Consider the following 21,742-nt stretch of genomic DNA (forward strand, 5'->3'; position numbering starts at 1 on the left):
TTAACTATCCCTATTGTTTCATGTCCATAAAAAAAACTACTTTATCGCCTACGTTTACATGTGTTACTTTATTACCAACTTCAATCACTTCACCATAACTTTCATATCCAGTTTTTCTTGGATAAAAAGGATTCGTATCCGTAACATCGGATCCATTATACTGTGGTAACTCGGCCCCAATGCTTATAGCTCCTGCAATTGTTTTAACAATAATTTCATCGTCCTGTACGGATCTAATTTTACCCGGTTCCCACTTAAGTTGTTTCGCACCTTCTAAAACTAACTTATACTGTTCCATTCATATCCTCTCACTTTATAAAAATATATTCTCACTAAATTTCAAACAATGTATAATAGATTCATCCAAAATTAAAGCTATAACGTTGGCTAGCACCCAACAGTGATAACATGATAATTGAATTTGATGGATATAGAATAAACGAGTATGTTATTGGCCGTAACTGTTCTATTAACGAATTAATAACGATGTATTTAAATGTAAGAAATGAAGAGATATCTAATGAGGATCTGCTACGCTTATTTTGTGTACGATATTATTACAAAAAAAATCCAAAGTTACTACAAGAAGACGTCACTAGCAATGTTGTCATTGATTTAGATACGGACTATATTTATACCCCAAATAGATAACAGTAAACTAGATTGATTAGTATTTATGATTCAGCTAAGTGTTTAATAAAATAAGTAATTGCCCAAATTAATGTCGCAAATTGAGTGACAAAATACATTGTCCATTCAAAGCCAGTCAGTTTTCTCTCTCGTTTAACCTTCTTTAAGTATCTGTAAAATATGAGTGTACTTAAAAACATAAGTAACAATGATAATTGCTGTAAATCATCGACTATACGTACCGCCATAGACTCCATCGCCCTCCTATTCAAAATAAAAGCTATACTTTAAGAGTATCATTAATTGGTAGTTTTTTCCATTTTAAACACTTATGTCATAAATAAAAAGAGCACTCAGCTATTGAGTGCTCTAAAAAATATTAATTAAACTCAGTTCCTTGTAATGGTTACATGTAATTCCCCTTACTTTTTATAACTCAGTTCTATTACTTGTGGTATATACTTACTATCATATTTTCTCGTATAGATTTCTCCATCTGGAGTAACTAATTGTAAAACAATCTCACCACAAACCCCATCTAGTATTTCAAATTCACCTTGTGCATTTGAAATACTGCGTTCCTTACTTTCTTCAATTGAATCTTCATATATTTTCACATTAGATATAGGTTCGTTATTTTGATCTACGATAATACCTCTTGAATACTTACCAACCACGATGCATTGGTCATCTTTTTTATAATATTTAGTCACAACTATAGCTCCAATTATTATAGCGGCACACACAAACAAGAGAATTATTTGGCGCCTCACAACAAACCTCCTAATTCAAATTATTCTTTTCTAAACTGAAAATTCAAGTGTCTTGATTGGTTGATTTCCTCAATTACTTTACAAATACCTTCTTCAATCTTATCTTCTTTTACATTCGAAACATTTAACTTTAACAGTTTTTCTTTAGGAAAATTCCTCATATAATTCTTATCAATAGTATCGACACTTATTTGCATGTCACCTAATTTTTGTATAAGTGTTTCTGTAACTGTGTTTTTCTGCATTTCTAAACAAGTGTGTATTCCAAATGTGTTTTGTCTATTATATGTAAATAATGATTGATCTTCATTTTGCACTTTTTCTAATGTTTCTGCTAGTTTTATTGATCTATTGTAGTAGGAAGAATTAATTTTACTTTTATGACGTTCAAACATACCGCTCTTTATATAAATTTCTAAAGCCGCTTGAGAAATCATCGGACTATCAATATCTAGTATCTTTTTGTATGTATAGAAAGCATTTGCAATGGATGGTGGGATGACTGCAACTCCAACCCGTAAACCAGGAAAAATAATCTTCGAATAACTTTTCAAATATATGACATGACTACAATTATCCAAGCTATATAACGGATCTGCTTTTGAATCAGTTTCTAAATCTGCTAAATAATCATCTTCCACTATAAATACATTGTATTTCTTAGCCAATAGTGCGATTTTTTCTTTCTCATCTTTAGAATAAGAAGTTCCAAGCGGATGATGATATCTCGGTATCGTATAAAAGAATTTTATTTTTCCAGTTTGAAATATTTGCTCCAATTCATTCAAATCGATACCTTCATTCGTACGTTTAATACCGATTACAGGAACTTTATTTATTTCTAGATAATCAATATATAGATGATATGTTGGCTGTTCAATTAATACAGTTTCATTTCCATTCGGAAATGGTATAGAAGTTAATATAGCAAGCGCCTGCTGCACACCTGACGTTATAAAAATATTGTCTTCTTTCGTGAACACTTGATAATTTGCCAACTGTTTTTGAATGACTGGAATTAAAGATGGTAACCCTTTCGGTGTTCCGTATACGAACAAATCATTTTTATAAGTATCAATAGCCTTATTAATGCAATGCTGAAAATCTAAATATGGGAAAACATCTGGATCTGGTGCTGAAGAAGCGAAATCAATTATCTCGTTATTTTCTATGGTACTCCCAGATTTCTTAACAACGTAGTATCCACTTTGAGGGACAGAATATATAATGTGACGCTTTTCTAATTCATGAAGCGCACGTATAACTGTTGCCTTATTACATTCATATTGCGTAACGAGTGACCGTATAGACGGTAATTTCTTCCCTTCTTTTATTTCTCCATTTTGAATCATATTTTCTATGTCACTTAAAATATGTAAATACTTATACATATTACACCTCCTCCAGCAATTCTATATTTAATTACATCGGTTCTCTATTCATATAGCATTCATTCCTCAATTAGTTAATTTTCCGATCATCTATATCGTAAATCCCAATAGCATATGAATCATTTTCAATCCATTTCTTTACTGCTTCTGTTTTAAGTACCCCTTCAACTTCTTTTTCTATTTTCTGTCCAAGTTCTCTCGCCCCTACTTCATCATCACTAAGCTTAGATTTTATATCAATGGTAACAGGTTGATTCTTTTTATAATTTATTTGCTGAATACCAAACCCTTCATATCCATTTTTTCTGAATACGTCATCAAATATATGTCCAAAAACTTGATTCCATCTACTCTCTGCCTTTACAACTTCTCTATTTCTTTGAGTTATATTGATTTTATAAGACGTTACACCTTGTATCACCAATCTTTTATTAATATCATTTTTTATTTCGTTACTATCTTCGCTATCAGCAATCTCTAAATCTAATATTCTTTCTTTTTCATCTCTTATAGCAGCACTAAAAAAAGATTCCTCCTTTACCGCGGCTGTAGCAATATCCATCACTATAGACTCTTCACTTTTAGCATCTTCAATCTCATTCTCACAGGCACATAATAAAGTGAAACTTTAATCATTGGGGGTTTTGTTCATCCCCAATGATTATTAGTTGAACCAATCGGGCTTTTACGGGCAGTTGATCCCCCCACCTAACTTCTTTCGCTGAATTTTGAGGTGGGGATCTTACTGCCCGTTAATGCGGAATAAAACAAGTGGAAATAAAAATACAAGTAACTTCTTTCCCTTTCTCATGCAGCACCCCTCCATATATTTTCATTTACGATAAACTTTTTACTTTGACATATAAATACCTTCTTTAATTATTTAAATTTAACATTATTTCACATTTACCCCACTTAACAAGGGAATTACAATTAATAAATAGAATATCTCTATGAATAAATAAAAAGTGAGGGATATATAATGCAACGTGTAAATACGATTGATATTAGTAATGTACTACAATTGGAAAAAACTCTTTCGACTTTATTAAATAAAATGATTTCTTCAAAACTAGACCTTGAAAATTGGTTAAAAGAGCAGTCAAAAGTAATTTGGGACATCGAAGAACAATTAAGATCACATTACATCGCCTTTCAATGTAATACGGATGATGAAGAAATAAAGGATACTTTTGAACATGATCAACAATTTGTAAAGCCACTTTTAAAGCGGTACCAAAATTTATTGGATAATAAATATTTAGAGTCACCTTTTCGAATGGAATTAGATTCTAACGTATATGGTTTATTAGATACAAAAATAAAAAATGCTCAAAAGTTATTTTGTGAGGAAAATATCGAATTAGAAATACAGGAAGACAAATTAGTCACAGAGTACTTTGAAATTACTGGAGGATTAAGTGGAATTTGGGACGGAGAAGAAAAAACGATAACAGAATTACAATCCTATTTACAAGATTCGAATCGTGACACCCGTAAAAAGGCAAAAACCATTATTTCTGAACAATTTTTATCTGTTGAAAAAGAACTCCAAAACATATTAAATCAATTAATTGAAATTCGCCATCAAAAAGCAAAAAATATTCAACTAGAGAATTATCGCGATTATATGTTCAAAAAATACGAGCGTTTTGATTATTCAGCGAAAGATTGCTATGAACTAGCTGAATCCATACGTAAGTATGTTGTGCCTCTTAAAGATAAAATATTGCTAGAGAAAAAAGATAAACTGCAAGTTGATACGCTTCGCCCGTGGGATGTATCAGCTGTAACTCCAGATCAAAAAGTACTTAAACCTATTGCAAATGAAAATGATTTAATTGAAAAGAGCACTCATATCTTTAATAAACTAGATGTTGAATTTTCAGCACTTTTAAACCGAATGTATAAACACAATTGTCTTGATTTAACAAGCCGCAAAGGAAAAGCAGCTGGTGGCTTTTGTGAGTACTTACCAGCTTCACAATTATCTTATATTTTTATGAACTTAAATTATACACAAGATGATATTGTCACTTTTATACATGAAATGGGTCATAGTATTCATAACGAACTCATAAAACCATTAAAATTACGACAGTATATAGAAATTCCAGCTGAAACAGCTGAGCTAGCCAGTATGACAATGGAGTTATTCTCGCTTAATTATTGGGATACCTTCTATACAGACAAAAAAGATTTAAAACAAGCAAAAATTAACTTCTTTAAAGATGTTATTTCATATTTACCTATTATGCTTATTGTCGATCAATTTCAACACTGGCTGTATGAAAATCCAAGTCATACTTCTGAAGAAAGAAATGAAAAATACTTACAACTTCAAAAACATTATCAGTCTAGCGTCATACATATTGATGGCTACGAAAACTGGATAGCAACGAGTTGGCTACCTGTACTCCATATTTTTGAAGTACCATTTTATTATATTGAATATGCGATCGCCCAACTTGGTGCATTACAAATGTATAAACAATATAAAGAGGATCCTAAGCAAGCGCTAGAAAATTATAAAAAGGCATTATCACTAGGAAGCTCGCAATCTATAAAAGAAGTGTATGATGCAGCCGGTATTCGTTTTGATTTTTCTGGTGAAACAATTAAAGAACTAATGCTATTTGTAGAAAAAGAATTAGAATTACTTGAGCAATTATAAGAAGAAAGCTGCACCTATATTTTTGGTGTAGCTTTCTTCTTTATTTTATTAATCAGCTCTATGTACTGAGTATCTCCATATCCGATTGTTGGAAAAAGATAAAACAACTTTATTAATAATTCACGAGTTGATAAATCTTTATTTTTAGAGATGAATTTCATTACTGCATTATCTTCTGTTAACATTTCTAAAAATAAGTCTATAGCCTGATACATTACAGGTGGTACCTTATGAGAGGTCTTTTTATGGTTTACTAATACTTCATTGTATATAGAAGAATAATTCCCCAATTCAAGTTCAATTTGATTTACTTTAAATTCATCCTCTCTAAAGCTATTTAAGTATACCTTCCCTTCATAAGCAGACTGTTCAAGGTGAGAAAGTATGGTAAGTAGGTTCATTTGGCAAAACATATCTTCACCAAACCATAGAACAATACATTTATACTTTTTCGTAAAAAGGTTTTCTAACGGATCTATAACCTTTTTTATATAACTTTCTACTGAACTGTTATGTCCTTTCGCTCTTGTTTTAATAAACTCTTCATTAAAAACTTGAGTAGTAGCCGAGTTCACACACATTGCCTCATTAAATGGTGCATAATCAGAATCACCCATTAGCTTTTCGTTTTTAAATTCTTCATACATAACTTGACCATTTAATATGTTAAGTACCTCTTTATCAAATAGCTCACTCTTCCTATTTCGTAACTGCTCAACCTCTATTTTTCTAGAAATATTCATATTAAACGCCCCTTCTTTATTTAAATTTAGTTTAACAAATGATTGAATAGGCATTTTGTTAAGTTGGTATTCTCTTGGATTCATTCCAAAAACATTTTTAAAACTTCTACTATAAGCCTCTTGGGAAGAGTAATCGTAATCCAATGCGACCTCAATTATCTTCCTACCATTCTTTAAATCCTCCGTAGATAAATACAACCTTCTAAGAAGAATATAACGTCTAATACTGAAACCCGTTACTTGATGAAATTTAAAAGAGCAATAATAAGGAGAATACCCCATGTAACGAGATAATTCATCTAATGAAAATCTCTTTTTTAAATTGCTCTCAATCCAATTAATCATCTGCTGTATATGTTCATTCATTTCCTTCACTCCTTATTTAAAAGTATAGGAGAAGTGCATTTCTTTCTTTTGATATTTCTTGTGTTTTATAACATGAGCCTTTCTCTAAAGTCTTTATAATCTATATATAAGTATTAATTTTATATTTTTTCATCTATCTTATTTTGTCATACCTTCTATTCATTTTTCAATTTAGCGTTAATGAGTATGTTGGCAACACCTTACTAATTATTAAAGGTCAATTTACATCATATTTCATTTTAAAGGATTTCAAAAATTAAACACGAATTTTATAAAATAAAATTCTTTTAATTCCCAAGTTAAAAAATTAAGGTTTGGAAAGGACGTTTCAATGAACAAGCTAGAAAAAGAAATACTTCAATTCATAAATGAACAGTATCCGTTGAATTTTATTAACATTAAGCCAATAACAAATGAGATGTATGAATGTCTTACAGAACAAGGTACATACTTCAGTAGAATTACAAACTACAAAACATATGAAGAACAGATAGAGGAAGTTTTATATACAAATTTTTTATATCAAAATGGTTTAGGTGTTCCACCAATAATCCCTTCATTACAAGGGAATTTTGTAGAAAAATTCACATTAGACAAGGAGATTTTTGCTGTATTATATAAAGCTGCTCCTGGTATACATTTACCAAGGTCTGAATGGAATTCTAATATATTTAAAAAACTTGGTAAACAAATTGGAAAATTACATCGTATATCTAAAAGCTTTGAAAAGATTAAACCAGTAAAACATATAAACGATTGGTATGAAAATGAAGAATATAATTTTCTTAAATATATCCCTAAAGAAGAAAATACAATAAGAGAAATTGCATCTGACGTTTTAACTTCCATAAAAGAGCTACCAAAATCCCCTTCAAATTACGGCTTAATACACGGAGATTTATGGTTAGAAAACATTTTAGTCGAAAATAATTCAAACTTAACAATGATAGATTTTCAAGACTGCGAAAAACATTTTTACATATTCGATTTAGCCGTTCCTATTTATAGTGCAATAGAATATTCATTTGCTGGAAATGGGAATATCGTTGACTATGAGTATTCTATTACAAAAGCACTATTTGAAGGCTACCAAGAGGAAAATGAGCTACCAAAAGAGATGAAAGACAAGTTTCCGTTATTTATTAAATTAAAGGAGATTTTTGAATATAGCTTAATGCATATGTATTGGGATAAAGATGAATTAACGGAGGAACAAGTACGGATTATGAACCTTTATAGGATGAAGATCGAAAATAAGAATACCTATATCAATATTTAAGAATACTGTTGTTTAACTACAAGGAAACTTTGGTTAAACAACAGCATTTATTAATTAGCTGACAACCTTTTTTATGACTTATAAATACTGATTCAATAATCTTTTCAAATACACTTCATTTTGCGGTGATACTTTTTCAGAAAATCTAGCTGCAATAATAATAGGAGCCCATTGAAAAACTTCATCTCTTGATATGCCGGTACGACTGCAATATATATGTAAATACATCTCAGCTAATTCTACCGAAGATTGTGAGTACAACAAGTATGTTCGAAATACATCTGCGCGAATATCACCTGAACTAGCATCTACCCAATCTATAACTTTCACTTTCTCTTCCTTACTCAAAATCAAATTAAATGGATGAAAATCTCTATGACATAGCCTAAAATCAAATGTAATAGATTCTAATTTTTGTAATATATCCTTCTTTTTGCGTTCATCCAATTTATGCACAGATTTAATTTGACGCTCTAACCTTTCCCTCATTAACTCCATTTCATCTGTATTCACATGTATAGCATGGATCTTTTTTTGCTCATTAACACAAAGGCCGATATAACGCTCTGCCTCATTTAAATTATTAAGCAGAAGATCACCAATGTTGTCCCCTTTTACATGTTCCATAATAATTGCCTGTCTATTTTGTATCTTTGTCACTTCGAATACGTTTGGAACTGGCAGCCCGCATGAATAAGCATATTTTTGTTTTTTTGCTTCATTCATAGACTCTGTATCTGGGAGGTAATCTTTAAATAATTTTACAACCTTATCATCAGTTAAATAAATTTCTGCAGTATTCCCTTTTGCAATTGGATTACCTAGATTCACTTCATTTCTCTCCTTAAAATAAGTTTGAATAACGCTTAATCCTTTTCTTTGCATTCACTCTAATCATAACGAAAACCTTCTTCACGAAGATATAAAAAACTTACCACTTTCTATCCTTAAATAGAAAGTGGTAAGTTTAGTTCTTTAGGAATATTGGAATGAAACTCTGGTGTATACACAATAGAAAATGAATATCCCTGCTCAATAAATGATACTTCATTATGTTTACATTCAAAGGGAACATTATTTTTCTTAAAGTTATTTTGGATGTGCTGTAAAAATGCTGAATCCGGTGTTCCGAAAGAAACATGAACTTTCGGTGGTAAAGCTTTCATTGCGATTGGAATCCAAGGTCTCTGCCACCAAGTCGCGACGATATATGCAGTGCCACCTATAACAAAGTTAAAAATATCCCCATCTTCCATCGTTTTCATATTTAGATTTGATTTTAACCATTCCGTAAAAACAGGTACACTTTTAACAGGAAGACCAATTTCCCTTACGTATAAAATGTTTAAAGGTGAGTGTGGTACTAATACATCTTCTTTAACATAACTATGCGCGATAATTTCGAGAAGATTTCCATCGCCATCTCTGAAATATAAGTTGAATCGGCCGCTCTCTTCATCAATTGTATGACCATCTTTCCATTTTACAATGAGTAATCCAGACTTTTCAAGCCATCTTGCAACTTCATGAAATTTTGAATATGGAATCTCAAAAGCAAAGTGCGCAGGTGCAATTGGTTCATATAATTCTTGAAAACTAATTGTAGTGTACGGTGTTACTTTAAATTGAATAAATGATTCTGTTTCTTTTTTTATTGGAAAAGATAATATGTCCCTATAAACTTGTTTTACCCCTTCTATGGAAACCGTTTGTAGTTTTATATCTGATATATGTGTAATCACGTTACATTCCCCCTTGTTTCTTATTATCTATTCGTATTGTATTACACTTATAAATAGATAAAATCAAACGGAAGGATGGATTTTTCATGTAGAAACTACAACTTTAGTATGAATATGTTAGCTCCAATTATTTTTTATTTCTGCTATAACAATTTCTGGTTTATCCCAGTGCAACATGTGTGTAGTATCAGGAATTACTTTTACTATACTGTCCGTTTTCTCTTTAAAAACATTTACTGTCTTATCTCTATAATCCGCCCAAACTTGTGGGACTGTAGCTCGAAGTAATACAATATTAGCCGGTAGCTTCTCATATATATCTATAGTTTCATCTTTATGCATACCTCTTATTATATTACTAGCTGTATTTCCCCTGGCATGCCACCATACTTTATTATCCATTTCGATCCCTAGATCCTTTACAGCAACTTCTATAAAACTTAAACTCGTACTACCTAATCCATGTAAACAAAAGATAACGGGCTTGTCATTATTCCCCCATTCAGTAATATGTACATTTATTTTTTCATTGCTAATATAGTAACGTTTCAAAACATTTATCCTCCATATTTTGATTTTTTAATTTACACTTTATTTATTTCTATTATTTTCAAGTATTTCCTGTATTCTTTTCCACACAAAAAGCTGCTTTTCTTTAAATGAAAAGCAGCTTTTACACTAAAATATATTATAATTTAACAGCAATAATCATAAATCTTTTTGAATTAGTACGAATCCCTTTTTCAAAACTATACGTATCAATGAACTTTTGTAAAATAGTAAAATCCTCTTCCTGTTCTCCGAATCTAGGAATAATAGGGGTATGTTTTAATAAGAAAATGAGATCTTCAGACCTACTGTAATAATCAGTAACATCATATTCACGTACTTGCACGAGATCAAATCCTGCACTAATAAGTTCATTCATATACTTTTCTTTTAAAGTACCATCCCGTTCACCTAAGCATTGCCCTCTACCAAATGCTTCTTTCAGGTTTAATTTATCATTCTCACTTACTTGTTGTGTTAAGAAAAAGGCACCCTTTTTCATTACTTTCGCTAACTCAGATGCCAGAAACGGGGCATGACAACTTGAAGCAATATCAAAATGTGCATGTGGAAATGTTAAAGCTTCAGAACCCATTTGAAGAAACTCAACATTTTGTACACCTGATTTTTTCAAGTTAGAATGTGCCGTTGCAATCATGCCGTTAGAATTATCAATTCCAATCAACAATTTAGCTGATGATGCTATGTTAAGTACATTTTCTCCTCCCCCTGTACCAACATCAAGTAAAATATGTGATGGTTTACACCTTTCTTTTACCTCACTATAAAAGTCCCATGTATCTCCTACAGTTTCACATTTTATTTTACTAAAATCCCATCCATTTAATCTTCCTACTTTATCATAGAAGCTTTTATACTCTAATTCGTTCATCTTATTACTTCCCCTTTGTAAAAATAAATTAAATATGTATAATAACCTACGACACTCCTTAATTATATATTATAAATTACAAATTATTAAAACAATATTTCCCTTCACACTACAATAAGTTTACATAACATTTTTATGGTTTATCTTTATCTATATATTCTAAATGCCCTCTTCCCCAACTACACATACTATCCAAAACAGTACTGACTGTTTTTCCATGTTCAGTTAAGCTATATTCTACTTTAGGTGGTATTTCTTGATAAATTTCGCGTTTTATTAGTTGATCTTGCTCTAATTCACGTAATTGCTTCGCTAACGTCCCTTGAGATATATCTGGTATCAATCGCTTTAATTCACCAAAACGTTTCATTCCATCTGTTAGCAAAATAAACAAAATGAGTGGCTTCCATTTCCCACCGATTATTTGTAATGTTGCTATTACCCCTTTTAACTTCGGTTCTTGTAAATCCATTTTTCTCACCTCTCCTCAGATATCATAAAGTGAAACTTTAATCAGTGAGGGTTTTGTTCATCCCAAACTGATTATTAGTTGAACCAATCGGGCTTTTACGGGCAATTGATCTCTTACCTAACTTCCTTGCATTTTCCTAACTTTGAGGTGAGAGTTTTACTGCCCGTTAATGCGGGATAAACCATATTTAGCGATTTTTCCAATTACTTATCCGCATAAATAGCGATTAGTACGAAATTTACGACTATGTACATATAAAGTGCGTACTTTTCACTTGCTCCCTTTTAGCGAATAATAAAAGCATAGCACAGTTATATTCTAAATTTTTTATTAAAGGAGTGGCTAAAATATGTCTATTACTACATTAGAAAATAGTCGTATTGTTATCATTGGCGGGAGTTCTGGTATTGGATTGGCAACGGCAAAACAAGTAATTGAACAAGGAGCACATGTTATTATTGCAGGGCGTTCGGAAGAAAAATTAAAAGTTGCTAAAAAATTAATAAATAGCAATCATCTTCAAACTTATATATTGGATAATCAAAATAAAGAGCAATTACAAATTTTTTTCAAGACAGTTGGGAACTTTGATCATTTATTCACACCGGGAGCCTCTTACACACTTGGACCAATTACCTCTACAGAGGAAATTGCTGAAAGTAGCTTCATCGGAAAGTTTTGGCCTCAATATTATGCCGTAAAATATGCAATTCCTTTTCTTTCAAACTCTGGATCTATCGTGTTAATGTCCGGTGCATTTAGTCAAAGACCACTTAAAGGCGCACCTGCTTATGGAGCTTGCAATGGTGCTATTGAAAGTTTAGGGAAGGCTTTAGCTGTGGAATTAGCTCCTATTAGAGTTAATGTGGTTTCTCCTGGAACAATACAAAAAGAAAATGAACAAAATGAAAATAGACTAGTTGCTTACGAAGCTTATAAATCTCTTTCACTTGTACAACGAGCTGGATATAATGATGAAATTGCACATACTGTCCTATATTTAATGCAAAATAGTTTTACTACGGGTAATGTATTGTTTCCTGATGGAGGGTATACATATCATTAAATTATTTAAGACAAAAGCCCCTTATTACGGTGGCTTTTGTTGCTCATTTAAACATTGCTGAAATTTCCAAATAGATGATTACATTACTTTAGTACCAACTGGTTGGTTTTTAGATGATTCATTACAATCCGCTCATTTTGTACATTTGCAAATAAAATTGTGCTAGTAGTTGACGAATCGAATCTCGAAGTAATTTGTCTTGATATTTATGGATAAGTTTCCAAAGAAAAAAGGCATATAATTAATGCCTTTTTTCTTTATCATTATTTAACTGGATAACAAACTTCTGTAACCCACTTATTAGGATCCGATTCCATCGCTGGGCTCACATGATAAATATTAAACATCGGGCCTGCTAATTTGTAACCTTCTGTCTCAATCCATTTTGCCGCAGCCTCATTTACAGCTGTCATCTGTTCATAACTTCCATTAACTGTTATAGAAGCTACATTGGTTGATTTCATATTTTTAAATGTAACGTCTTTTGTATTTTCGTGCTTACCTAGAATACTTAGCTGTATTTCTATATCTACATCATTTTCTTTGTATTCACGATCATGGAAAACCGCAATACTATAACTCGGATGGGGAATACTAATATTTTTCATTTGAATTTCTTGCATTAATACACTCCATAAATCACCTTCGCAATTATACGATGGAATAATCTTTCTAACACTAGCTACAGTTCTTTCTGGAATTTCTTTTATTGAAACATGATAATTCATCTCAACAACATCCTCTCTCATCGTTTTCATTGAGTCTTCGAGGAGACGTAATTGTTTTTGGAGGTTATTCATGTCTTCTTTAATTTGAGCACTACGATTTAAAAATTGCTCTTTTATGCTATCTATATTATCGCATTCTATTATTTCTTTGATGGTAGCAATATTAAACCCCATAGCTTTTAATGTTTGAATTTGATTTACTTTTTTTAATTGGTCAGCTGAATAAAATCGATATCCACTCTGCTCATCGACTTTTACTGGTTGTAATAATTCCACTTTATCGTAGTGTCTCAACATACGTATACTAATGGAAGATAGTTTCGAAAAATCCCCTATTTTAAACATGATTTCCTCCTATAAGTTACATCTACTTTGAAGCTCAACTTCATCATAAACAATGACATTATGTGAGGGTCAACTATTTTTAACGATTTAAATAACAATTTAACATGTTATATTTATATAATTAAAAACCTATATTCCTGTTTTTATGACTACTGCAATTGATAACCATTAGTTATTTTTCTCAAGACATTCATAAACCGCCATCATATCTCGTTTATCCAACTCACGAATACGATTAAAAATTGGTATTTGCCCAACAGCTTCTGTTAATAAGCTCTCATCCACAACATCACTAACTTTTCCAGTTAACCACGTTTGTACATCCACGCCCTCGACAACTTCTTTTAACCCTTCGTCATTAATACCACTTGCATTACAAGTTACACATGGAATTGTTAGTTTAAAGACACCATCATGTAGATTATCTTCGGTTATCACTTTCTTACCTTTACAAAATGGACATGGATTACTTTTTTTAATTTTATTAATTTGGGTAACTATTTTTTTGTATCCAAACGCTTCGTATACATACGTAAGTTTTTTATATTTACCATTTGTGAAATACTTATCTATAATGTTTTCTCTCGTTTCATAAACATTAGGGAAATCACAAACAGTTACTTGATTATTAACACTAATGGATTCGATATTTCCTTTTATTTCACCCCAGAATGGTAAGACATTTTGTAACACCATTTCATAGTTTGAAAAGCTTGCTTGTTCTAATTCAAACATCTTCAGTGCAACTTGTGCTTTTCTTGGCAATAAAGAAACATCTTCTGTCAATACCATATCGCCACCAACAATAGACTTCAATTTAACAAGTGTCGGTAAATCACCAACTGTTTTCACTACTTCATTAATAGGCTGATTAATTATTTCACGAATATCTACGTTATCAAATTTAAGTGGTTTATGATGATTTAAAACCGTCCCCTCGCAAATTGGACATTTCATCATTTTTTTTGAACTTTTAATTTCTTCTTTAATAGGTGCTTTTGAAATAACAATATATCCACCAATAATTGTATTAAATCCTACCCATGTTCTGCGTGTCTTTCCTTTTTTATCATAAAATGATTTTTCAAAATACCCGTACCAAAACGTATGCTTTTCTTCTTCTGACATATCATTATAGCTCTTTGACAAATCGTGATCAAGCTCATTTTTTATTTCTTCGAATAGAAATTCTATTTTTTCATGCTGATAAAATTTTAATACCTTCATGATTTCTGGATCGAATAGCCCATCCCAAAATGGAACACTTTTATCTTGAATGGCAATATCTTTATCAAAAACTTCAATTTGAAGACGTCCAGAACAAGATGGACAATGATTGTCCTGTGAATAGAAATCAAAACTTCTCGTATCTTTATTAATTGGATGAGCAGCTACAATATGATTAATTAATCCACCAATCTCATATAAGAAACTATATTGACTATATAAATGTCTTTCAAGATCAATAGCAATAACAGGTGCGATTGTATCAGATTCATATTCACCATAAATTAACCTAGCCATTGATGATAAACTTTTTAAAATACCGCCCTTATAAATATTTTCGGCATTTTTAAAATAGTTAATATGATTTTCTTCTAAATAGTGAACCCCTTTTTTCTGCTTAAGCATTGAAGAGATGTGTATTTTCTCTGTGCTATTCACATTACTTTTTTGACGATAGTAATCCTCATGATTGACAACATCCAAATGCTCTATAGATTCATTCTGCCTTTTTCCAAAATCAACTATATAATCAGAGCTTTCTAACATGTAACGATTATGCTCAATCATAATGATCGAAACTGATTCATCTTGCAGAATACCTCTAATACTATCGATAAATTGATTTAAAATATTTTGTGATAAACCTTTTGAAGGCTCATCAAAAATAAATAATGTATGTGGATTTCTAGTGTTTGCAAATAATTCCGAAACTAAATGAACACATTGAAACTCACCTGTCGATAATGTTTGTGTTTTTCTCTCTAATGTTAAATAGCCAAGCCCTAATTTAATTAGTAGGCTCAAACGTTTATAAGCGATATCTTCATTTGGAAGTTCATCAATAATATCCTCAATCGAGCGCTCAAAAATATCATCAATGTCTTCACTATACTTTGTCAGTTTCTTTTTAATATCTAGGAAAGTTGCTACAGTTGATCGACTTGTAATTGATTGATTTCGGTCTTGTCCTACCATAACTAATTTATCTTTTGGATATCGTTTCAAAAAATCTGTAGCTAGACATTCGTTGACAAGTGTAGATTTCCCACATCCTGATTCTCCTGTAACTGTTACAAGCCTGTTTTTAGGAATTTGAAACTCAGCCATTTGGATATTACGGCAATATAAATCATAGAATGTATAATATTCTGTTGGTATTTCTTTATTTCGATCCCACAGTATTGACTTTGGTCTTGGTGATTCTTCCACAATTTTCCCGCCATATTTTCCGCTACCAGGTCCAAAGAACAATTGCTCATCAGTTGTATCTAGTACTGTATCTGAATGATCAATAAGCCAAATTTGATTTTTACACCCTAATCGTTTAATCTCTTCTAAAATTTGTAATAAAGTTTCATGATCAAGTCCAACTGAAATCTCATCAATAATAATTACAGCATTTTCACTTACTGCCATGAATTCGGCCAAATAAAGTCGTGTTAACTCTCCACCTGATAACGTACCCATAATTCGATTTAATGTTAAATAACCAATGTTCATATTAATAATATTTTGCAGTATATGCTGTTTTTCTTCACTAATATTTAACTCTTTTGCTAGTGAAAGAATAGATTCAATACTTAAATCATTAATATTTGAGATTGAATGTGGCTTGTCCAACAAATCAATTTCATGTTGTTCAATTTCTTCACTATAACGTTTTCCCTTACATTTTTTACACTCAACATTTTTTGTAGTACCACGGCCTTTACAACCAGTACACCAGCCTAATTGATTATTAAATGAAAAGACCTCTGGAGAAAGATTAAATACCTCAGCAAGTTTTTCCCGAACCTCTGTAAAAACACCAGTATGAGTACCAATCGTTGAACGCGGATTAGACGAAATCGATGATTTTCCTAGAAAAAGTACTAAAGGTATTTCTTCCATCTTAATGGCACTAAAATTTGTTTCCATAATGTTAGGAAATAAATATTGATATTCAGCCTTTGGCAATAAAGAAACTAATCGTTTTTTTGATTCTTCACCAATTTTTTGGCAAAAAGTTGTTTTACCCGATCCAGATAAACCAGCAATTCCAAACGATTTATTAAACGGTATAGTTGCATCTAATTTATTTATGTTATTAGCAATTAATTGATTTACTTTCATATTAACCTCTATTCTTATTTATTCACAAAAGCATTTTTACAATATAATAATTACATAATGAATATTACCTATTATGCAATTATCCTCTCGCTTCATGAATCTTATCCTTGTATATTTCAAACCATTGTTGCCATTCATCTTTAGAAAATTCTTTCTCTTCTCCTTTTAAAACGTAAGAAAAAAGATTTAAACAAATATGCCAACCAGCTATATCTCTCGGTGTATGATCTGTTAATTCATGAATGTACTCTTTAAGAAGTAAAAGAGTACCATTTTCCTCTTTATGTATTTCAAATCGGACACGGTCTTTATCCCAAGTAAATTCAAGTACTGAGTTTAGTTGACATTCTAAAATATCAATGTTTATGAATGAACCGTCCATCATGTCGAACTTTATTATTCCACCAGTTTTAAGGCTTTCAATCTGTAAATTGGACATCCATTTTTTCAGCTTACTGTTTTCTGTTAATACAGACCAAACTTCCTCTACCGTATATGGAAATTCACGTTCAAATTTTACAATATATCCATCAGTTAGTTTCCCAATTTCAGCTATCATTTTGATTGCCTCCTTATACAGAATATATGTTCTCACTTCATTTTACACGAATATAAATATAAAATAAATATTTATGACAACGAAGTGTTAATTTAAAGTGAATGGTGCTGAGAAAAACTTAAATATTTTCTAAATCCAGTTATATAATATTAAAAATTAAATATAGATTTACGTACAAATAAAAAAGCCGCATTTGCGACTTATGAAATCATAGGATTAACTCCTGTTTTGTTGAATGATTAACGCTTAATCGCATCGACAATTAGCGATGGAAAACCAAGTTTATCGCCTTTATTTCTAGAATCATACCTTTTCGAACGGAAAATAACACCGTCGTTTGCATCCCATTTGTTGTAATAAAACCGACCATTTTCATCACAATATTCAAGTAAAACTACCTCGAATCCAGCAGTTTCAAACATTTCCGTTAATGTTATATAATTATGAACGATTTTATGACTTGCTGCTGGATGATCTTTCGGACCGGGTCCCCCTATTTGAACTATATTTTGATATGCCTCATCCTGAAAGAATGCATCAGGGACTCCGCACCGAATATGACCAGATGGTTTTAAAAATTCATAACAAATTTCAGCTGCTCTTACACCTTCTTCAAAAGTAAGGTGTTCCCATACATGCTCAGCTAAAATAGCTGAAATAGAGTTGTATTCAAATCTTTCTTCCCACGTAGCTTTATCTAGTAAGTTAAGTTCATCTTCTTGCGTTTGAATCCAACCTGGATTATTATTAAACACTCCAGCTCCGGCAACTACTTTAATTTCGTCTTGTTTTATTGCCACCATGTTCACCTCTTAAATATTTTAATTCATTAATATATTCTATGTTTACTATTATCCTTCCTCCTTTAACAAATTTAGTACCATGAGTGCAGTACAATACCGAACTCATGTCCTAAAACTCTCTAACGCAACGATCTGTCTAACTCTATAAAATTAGTTCATAATATACGATTTTTCTTACAGAAATATAGCAAAGCAAACATTAGCATAATACCAATTACGTAAAAAATTGTTGTTCCGCTCCCACCAGTATTAGGAATTACCCAATTATTCTTCGCATTTTTTACTGTTATTTTTTGTGTCTTTACTGCTTCTGTAATTTCTATTTCTATTGGATCCCTAAGTAACATGTATCCGTTCGGTGCTTTTATTTCTTTAATCGTATACTTTCCAATTGCTAATTGGTTGGAAATTACCTTTCCTTTTTCATCCGTTATTAATCTACTAACTTCTTTCCCTTCTTTATCTAACACTTGAAATACAGCGCCTTTTAGCTTTAATTCACTATCCTTATCATCAACTTTTTCAATTTCAAATTGCCCAGTCGGATCTGGCAATTTCTTATTTTCTATTTTAATTTCTACTACTGTATCTTTTTCTATTTTTACAGTTATTTTTTCTTTTAATAATTCGTAACCTTTAGGTGCTTCTACTTCCACTAAGGTATAGTTTCCTTTTGGTAAGTCCTTTGATATCATTTCTCCTTTTTCATCTGTTATTAACTCTCCAACTACTTTTTCTTTTAAATCTTCTATATGAAACTTTGCTCCTGCTAGTTTTTTATTTTTATCACTTATGTCTACTTTCACAAGCTTCATTTTCCCCATTGGATCTGGCAATTTCTTATTTCCTATTTTAATTTCTACTACTGCATCTTTTTCTATTTTTACAGTTATTTTTTCTTTTAATAATTCGTAACCTTTAGGTGCTTCTACTTCCACTAAGGTATAGTTTCCTTTTGGTAAGTCTTTTGATATCGCTTCTCCTTCTTCATTTGTTACTAGTTCTCCAACTATTTTTCCTTTTGGATCTTCTATATGAAACTTTGCCCCTGCTAGCTTTTTATTTTTATCACTTATGTCTACTTTCACTAACTTCATTTTTCCCATTGGATCTGGCAATTTCTTATTTCCTATTTTAATTTCTACTACTGCATCTTTTTCTATTTTTACAGCTATTTTATCTTTTAATAATTCATAGTCTTTTGGCACTTCTATTTCTACAAGGGTATAGTTTCCTTTTGGTAAGTCTTTTGATATCGCTTCTCCTTCTTCATTTGTTACTAGTTCTCCAACTACTTTTTTATTTGAATCTTCTATATGAAACTTTGCTCCGACCAATTTTTTATTATCATTATTACTATCAACTTTTTTTATTTTTACTTTTCCAGTACTAGGCTTGTTCCAATGTTGCCAGTTAAATTTGAAATTGTGAAATTCAAATCCACCAGTTTGTTGTACCGCACCGACAAATGCTTGTCCATTAATCGAACCGCCTTTTGTTTCTAATACAGCATTGGGGGCAAACACACTACCAACGACACCATATCCCTCTGTTATAATTTTTTTCGCATTTGGAAAAACCCAAATCACTTTCCCATATAGCTCAGTAAACGGGGAATTAGGAGAATATGGTTGTGATGTAGGAACTATATCTGTAGCCCTTCCAATATTGTTCGTGTCATATAGAATAGACCCATTTTTAAATGTAACCTCTGTTGCATCCGAATACATAACAATAAAATCTTTGTCCTTAGCATTTGGTAAAAATACATCTCTTATATCTAAATTAATTTTCCCTGTCAATTCTGATGAAACATAAATATTAGGATTGTTTATATCTTTTCCGATTCCATGACTCATATTTGGAATTGGGGTATTTGTTTTATATTGACCTGCATTTTTACTGACTTGGTTCACTATATTGCGAAATTCATTAAATTTCGCGTCAATTTCTAGTTTTTCTTTATAAACGATACGATCATAAGAGGATTGTATGATGCGATCTGGATCACTCTCTTTTGTCATTACTACTATTCCGTTTTGAATGATAAAAGATTCTTCTCTTGATTTCTTAAATTTTCCAGACAACAACAAGGACGGATATCCCTCATCAACCCATTTTTCACCTACTATATTAGATGTTCCCGCTGCAGCACCTACAATCGTATACCCCGATGCATCCATATCACCTTGAACTGCAATTGCTCCTTCAATGTCGCCACCTATTGCTTTATGGTTACCAAAGACAACTGCATTATAACGCGATATATCACCTAGACCTTCTAAGTTTGTCGTGGATCCATATACTTCTTTTGGTACATATACGACAAAACTTACACTTAACATTAACAAAACAATAAAATGAATACTTACCAGCTTTAATCGTAGCCTCAATTCCTTTGTTCCCACCTTTACCGTATTTTTTCTATAGTCGAATAAAATGACATATTTGTCAATGAGGATTTACTTCATTCCCTATACACCTTCCTTCTTTACTTATCTCTGAATTTCCGGTCCCACTGTCCATTAATGCAGGATAAATAAATACATTCTATCTAGTTAACCTTTTCTTATAAATTACGACTAGAAACACACATAACAATAGGATTGGAACTATTACAGTCCACTTATTAAATATAAATATCTCTGTACTCACTTTTTGTTTTTCTTTCTCGTTTAACTCCACACGCACACCTCGAACTAGCAATCTATTGGTGTTTACTCCATAAGGCGTACACGTAATTAAAGTTGTATAATCTTTTTTTTGTACAATTTGTAGATCGTCCGTTTCGTGTGGTAACACTACTTTAATTTGATCTACTTTATAAGCAAGAACTTTGTCTAAAGAATGAATATAAAAAAGATCTCCTTCGCTCAACTTATCTAAATCTGTAAATAATTTTGCTGATGGTAAACCACGATGCCCTGTTAAAATAGTGTGCGTATTTTCTCCACCTATCGGGAGCGAAGAAAAATCTAAATGACCTATCCCGCGGCTCAATACTTCCTCAGATGTCCCTTGATAGATTGGCAGTTTTATATTAATTTTCGATATTTCAATATACCCCATTACATCTCCTAAATTTAACGCATCAGCATATGCTTGATGATTACTTTTTTTTTCAGAAAATGGATCAGTAAATGTTTTCGTGGAAGTTTGAACTTGTTTATTATATTCGGCTGCTTCTTTTTCCCTACGTTCGACTTCTTTCTTTTGTAGCTCTTTGATCTTCTTATCGTAAGAGCTAATCTCAGAATAATGTGCACGAGTCGCCAACCAATTACTAATAGTAGGATATAAAAGCACACCTAATCCAAATAAAAAAATACCTCCCAAAACAAGATTTCGTTTCATATTTCCACCTCTGTATATGCTTAAATATCGAAAAGAG

The 21,742-nt window shown here is 31.5% G+C and carries 21 protein-coding genes; 4 read left to right on the forward strand and 17 right to left on the reverse strand.

What is annotated here, in order from left to right; translation table 11 throughout:
- Positions 1-10: 10 nt before the first annotated feature.
- Positions 11-298 (reverse strand): alcohol dehydrogenase catalytic domain-containing protein, encoded by a 288-nt coding sequence (locus ASE54_RS36950; protein WP_003258676.1) that lies wholly within the window; start codon positions 296-298, stop codon positions 11-13.
- Between the two features lie 110 nt (positions 299-408).
- On the opposite strand from ASE54_RS36950, the gene ASE54_RS34360 reads away from it, so the two are divergent.
- On the forward strand, positions 409-651 hold the full coding sequence (locus ASE54_RS34360; protein ID WP_043333358.1) for a hypothetical protein: 243 nt from the start codon (positions 409-411) through the stop codon (positions 649-651).
- 23 nt (positions 652-674) lie between these two features.
- Here ASE54_RS34360 and ASE54_RS15025 read toward each other — a convergent pair whose 3' ends face one another.
- The 4 genes from ASE54_RS15025 to ASE54_RS15040 form a co-directional block, all read right to left on the reverse strand.
- Positions 675-878 (reverse strand): hypothetical protein, encoded by a 204-nt coding sequence (locus ASE54_RS15025; protein ID WP_000290889.1) that lies wholly within the window; start codon positions 876-878, stop codon positions 675-677.
- Between the two features lie 174 nt (positions 879-1,052).
- Positions 1,053-1,403: a hypothetical protein gene (locus ASE54_RS15030; RefSeq protein WP_001254188.1), complete on the reverse strand. Its 351-nt coding sequence runs from the start codon at positions 1,401-1,403 to the stop codon at positions 1,053-1,055.
- 20 nt (positions 1,404-1,423) lie between these two features.
- Complete coding sequence (locus ASE54_RS15035; RefSeq protein ID WP_000280130.1) at positions 1,424-2,794, reverse strand: PLP-dependent aminotransferase family protein; 1,371 nt, start codon at positions 2,792-2,794, stop codon at positions 1,424-1,426.
- 70 nt (positions 2,795-2,864) lie between these two features.
- Positions 2,865-3,356, reverse strand: coding sequence for a DUF4030 domain-containing protein (locus tag ASE54_RS15040; protein ID WP_000350257.1), 492 nt, complete (start codon positions 3,354-3,356; stop codon positions 2,865-2,867).
- A gap of 420 nt (positions 3,357-3,776) precedes the next feature.
- On the opposite strand from ASE54_RS15040, the gene ASE54_RS15045 reads away from it, so the two are divergent.
- The gene (locus ASE54_RS15045) at positions 3,777-5,468 is read left to right on the forward strand and encodes a M3 family oligoendopeptidase (RefSeq protein ID WP_001190030.1); all 1,692 of its coding nucleotides are present in this window, start codon (positions 3,777-3,779) and stop codon (positions 5,466-5,468) included.
- Between the two features lie 14 nt (positions 5,469-5,482).
- Here ASE54_RS15045 and ASE54_RS15050 read toward each other — a convergent pair whose 3' ends face one another.
- Positions 5,483-6,577, reverse strand: coding sequence for an AraC family transcriptional regulator (locus ASE54_RS15050; protein WP_001002109.1), 1,095 nt, complete (start codon positions 6,575-6,577; stop codon positions 5,483-5,485).
- A gap of 331 nt (positions 6,578-6,908) precedes the next feature.
- On the opposite strand from ASE54_RS15050, the gene ASE54_RS15055 reads away from it, so the two are divergent.
- Positions 6,909-7,856 carry a phosphotransferase gene (locus ASE54_RS15055; protein WP_001037122.1) on the forward strand — a complete coding sequence of 316 codons (948 nt, stop codon included), beginning with the start codon at positions 6,909-6,911 and terminating at the stop codon, positions 7,854-7,856.
- A 78-nt stretch (positions 7,857-7,934) separates the two neighbouring features.
- Here the strand turns inward: ASE54_RS15055 and ASE54_RS15060 are convergent, their stop codons facing one another.
- The 5 genes from ASE54_RS15060 to ASE54_RS15080 all read right to left on the reverse strand — a co-directional run bounded on the left by ASE54_RS15060 (position 7,935) and on the right by ASE54_RS15080 (position 11,511).
- The gene (locus tag ASE54_RS15060) at positions 7,935-8,687 is read right to left on the reverse strand and encodes an aminoglycoside phosphotransferase family protein (RefSeq protein WP_014895254.1); all 753 of its coding nucleotides are present in this window, start codon (positions 8,685-8,687) and stop codon (positions 7,935-7,937) included.
- Between the two features lie 116 nt (positions 8,688-8,803).
- Positions 8,804-9,598, reverse strand: a complete 795-nt coding sequence (locus tag ASE54_RS15065) for a hypothetical protein (RefSeq protein ID WP_003263650.1) — start codon at positions 9,596-9,598, stop codon at positions 8,804-8,806.
- A 117-nt stretch (positions 9,599-9,715) separates the two neighbouring features.
- Positions 9,716-10,150: a hypothetical protein gene (locus ASE54_RS15070; protein WP_000833452.1), complete on the reverse strand. Its 435-nt coding sequence runs from the start codon at positions 10,148-10,150 to the stop codon at positions 9,716-9,718.
- Positions 10,151-10,286: 136 nt separating this feature from the next.
- Positions 10,287-11,039: a class I SAM-dependent methyltransferase gene (locus ASE54_RS15075; RefSeq protein WP_001003870.1), complete on the reverse strand. Its 753-nt coding sequence runs from the start codon at positions 11,037-11,039 to the stop codon at positions 10,287-10,289.
- 133 nt (positions 11,040-11,172) lie between these two features.
- Positions 11,173-11,511 carry a helix-turn-helix domain-containing protein gene (locus ASE54_RS15080; RefSeq protein ID WP_000365520.1) on the reverse strand — a complete coding sequence of 113 codons (339 nt, stop codon included), beginning with the start codon at positions 11,509-11,511 and terminating at the stop codon, positions 11,173-11,175.
- A 349-nt stretch (positions 11,512-11,860) separates the two neighbouring features.
- Between ASE54_RS15080 and ASE54_RS15085 the strand changes: the two genes are divergently transcribed.
- The gene (locus ASE54_RS15085; RefSeq protein WP_000029094.1) at positions 11,861-12,577 is read left to right on the forward strand and encodes an SDR family oxidoreductase; all 717 of its coding nucleotides are present in this window, start codon (positions 11,861-11,863) and stop codon (positions 12,575-12,577) included.
- A gap of 263 nt (positions 12,578-12,840) precedes the next feature.
- Here ASE54_RS15085 and ASE54_RS15090 read toward each other — a convergent pair whose 3' ends face one another.
- The 6 genes from ASE54_RS15090 to ASE54_RS15115 all read right to left on the reverse strand — a co-directional run bounded on the left by ASE54_RS15090 (position 12,841) and on the right by ASE54_RS15115 (position 21,705).
- A complete protein-coding gene (locus tag ASE54_RS15090) occupies positions 12,841-13,650 on the reverse strand; it encodes a MerR family transcriptional regulator (RefSeq protein ID WP_000472622.1) in 810 nt (269 codons plus the stop codon).
- Between the two features lie 168 nt (positions 13,651-13,818).
- Entirely contained in the window at positions 13,819-16,989 is a 3,171-nt protein-coding gene (locus tag ASE54_RS15095; protein ID WP_014895253.1) for an ATP-binding cassette domain-containing protein, read from the reverse strand.
- Between the two features lie 79 nt (positions 16,990-17,068).
- Positions 17,069-17,548 carry an SRPBCC family protein gene (locus ASE54_RS15100; protein ID WP_000559842.1) on the reverse strand — a complete coding sequence of 160 codons (480 nt, stop codon included), beginning with the start codon at positions 17,546-17,548 and terminating at the stop codon, positions 17,069-17,071.
- Positions 17,549-17,787: 239 nt separating this feature from the next.
- Positions 17,788-18,351 (reverse strand): hypothetical protein, encoded by a 564-nt coding sequence (locus tag ASE54_RS15105; RefSeq protein WP_000225718.1) that lies wholly within the window; start codon positions 18,349-18,351, stop codon positions 17,788-17,790.
- 155 nt (positions 18,352-18,506) lie between these two features.
- Positions 18,507-20,744, reverse strand: coding sequence for a SpaA isopeptide-forming pilin-related protein (locus tag ASE54_RS15110; RefSeq protein ID WP_014895251.1), 2,238 nt, complete (start codon positions 20,742-20,744; stop codon positions 18,507-18,509).
- Between the two features lie 157 nt (positions 20,745-20,901).
- Positions 20,902-21,705, reverse strand: a complete 804-nt coding sequence (locus ASE54_RS15115) for a class C sortase (protein ID WP_003309507.1) — start codon at positions 21,703-21,705, stop codon at positions 20,902-20,904.
- Positions 21,706-21,742: the final 37 nt, after the last annotated feature.

Origin of the sequence: Bacillus sp. Root131 (assembly GCF_001429475.1) — a bacterium.
In the GTDB taxonomy this organism is placed as follows: domain Bacteria; phylum Bacillota; class Bacilli; order Bacillales; family Bacillaceae_G; genus Bacillus_A; species Bacillus_A thuringiensis_S.